At 59.4% G+C, this 2,187-nt stretch carries 2 protein-coding genes; one reads left to right on the forward strand and one right to left on the reverse strand.

Features of this window, described 5'->3' with window-relative positions:
• The coding region (locus LCI23_RS07610) for a contractile injection system protein, VgrG/Pvc8 family (RefSeq protein ID WP_224945840.1) at positions 1-703 on the reverse strand (703 nt) is incomplete at its 3' end.
• 425 nt (positions 704-1,128) lie between these two features.
• Here LCI23_RS07610 and LCI23_RS07615 point away from each other — a divergent pair.
• Positions 1,129-1,974, forward strand: a complete 846-nt coding sequence (locus LCI23_RS07615) for an alpha/beta hydrolase (RefSeq protein ID WP_224945841.1) — start codon at positions 1,129-1,131, stop codon at positions 1,972-1,974.
• Positions 1,975-2,187 lie beyond the last annotated feature (213 nt).

Here is a 2,187-nt window from a genome sequence, read left to right on the forward strand (position 1 = left end):
TGCGTGAATTGATCCGCAGCTTCAAATAGGACAGCCAGGGAACGATCTCGGCGTGGTAGAAGGCGAAACCGCCATCCGCATGTGTAAAACCGAAGGTCCTGACGTAGCCGTTGATGAAGTGCTCGCTACCATCCGCCAGCTGCACACCGACACTGACGCTTTTTGCTATCACGTCCTGCAAATCGATGCTGGCATCGGTCGACAGCAGATTCAGGTGAAAGACATATTGCTCGGACAGTGCTGCCGATCCTGTCATGGAATCGATCAGCAAGGTTTTATCGGCCGGCAGTGGTGAATAGAATCGCAGCAGCCGCGTACCCTCGCCAAAACTCGGGGCGCCGCTTCCCCCACCTTCGCGCGATGCTTCCGGCTGCGGATCGAGCGCCGCCGGCACAAAGGAAGGAGTCGGGCTGGTAAAGTCATTCACGGCCTGTCCGGCCAAAGGATGTTCCGCGATGATCAATGGCGCCGTGGACGCCGGGGCCTGGTCAGCGCCCTGGCCCGCCATGCGCCCCACCTCATTCATCAGCCCCGTGACCGCCTGCATCCGGGCGGCCGCCAGGTCGGCAAGTGCCGGCGGTGCGCTGGCCTCGCCAGCCCTGGAAGCGGGCGTGCTTCCCTGGCCTGATGCATCCGGAAGCGTAGAACCAGGTATGTATGGCGCGGCGCTTGCCACGCCTCCATCGATCGGCTTGAAAGACATGTGGCACTACTCCCACGACACTGGTACGGGTTATGAGGACTGAGTGGATGATCCATCCCTGGCGTCGACTGGAAGGCGAACGCCGCATCAGCGGGAGGATGCCAGCCCGCACGCACGGCAGCGCGAGGCAGATCAAGGACCGTGATTGTGGGAAGCTGTCAGGCGGGATCTGGCAGCAGATAAATACCTGCCATGGGAACGAGAGCTCTCCAGCAGACCTGATTAATGCAATGAAGCTGCAGCGCATCCGACTAGCGAGGGAAACAGGGTCTGCGTCTATGGGAGCCGGAAGCGCACCGGAACAGCTGATGCTCGATCCTTCTCCGGGCGGAAACGGTCATGCATCGACTGCCAGACCTTATCGCCGGCAAACCGGGTTAGAGTAGCGACTTCAAATCTTGATAAGAGGGGCAAGGATGCGAATAGTGGCTCAAGTTATTCTCGCGGCGGCAGTGTCGTGCCTCGTGCCTGTTGAGGGGTATGCCGCCGACCCGTGCACACGCACCGAGGCGGAATTCGCTTTCAGTCAGACAGCAACCGGCCCGCTCAAGTTACATGTGTTTTCGCCACTTCACACCGACACGCTGCCCCGGCCGGCTATCGTGATTTTTCACGGGGGTGGATGGACCATGGGAGAGCCAAGCTGGGCTTTCGGACTTGTTGACCGTTATGCCTGCAAAGGATTGGTAACGATCGTTGCCCAGTACAGACTGTCCGACGGTAAAACGGTTTCCCCTGCCGATGCCGTCGACGATGCAATGGCCGCTATCAAGTGGACGCGTACGAATGCGACCAGGTTCAATCTCGATCCAGGTCGGGTGGCAGCCCTGGGCTGGTCGGCAGGAGCGCACCTGGCGGCATCGGCGGCCGTATTCGCCAGGGACGCAGATCAGCGACCAAACTTGCTGGCCCTGGTGTCGCCAGCGGTATCGGTCGAGAACGACTTGCATTTCAGGTCCTTGTTTCCCCCTCAGACCAGCATCGAGAAATATTCCCCAGCAGAGCATGTCATGCCCTCGCTCCCCCCAACCATCATGGTCACGGGTCGCGAGGATACGGTAACCCCGCTTGCCGCAGTCCGGAAATTCCATGAACGAATGAAAGCAGCGGGCAACGTGTCCGAACTCAAGGTCTATGACGATGTCGGACACCTGTTTACCCCAAAGGGACAGTCCGACAGCGGGTTTCCGAATCCGGACAAGGCGATTCGACAGCGCGCATACGATGCGATTGACGAATTCCTGATCCAGCATACCTACATGGCGAAATAGCGTTTGCGCTCACTGTCCGTGGCCGGCCGATTGCCATGGACATCGGGCTCGTTCGCGGCGGGCCCTGCTTTCTCATCGCAGCTCATGTCCAACACATGGCGCTCGATCCGCAGCGATCGTGAAGACAAAAAAAAGCGCCACTATGTGGCGCTCTTGTTCAGTATGCTTGGCGGAAGCGGTGTCCGGCGAACTCTACTATGAAGACTTCGCTTA

The organism is Massilia sp. MS-15 (assembly GCF_020176695.1).
GTDB classification, from domain to species: domain Bacteria; phylum Pseudomonadota; class Gammaproteobacteria; order Burkholderiales; family Burkholderiaceae_D; genus Telluria; species Telluria hydrophila.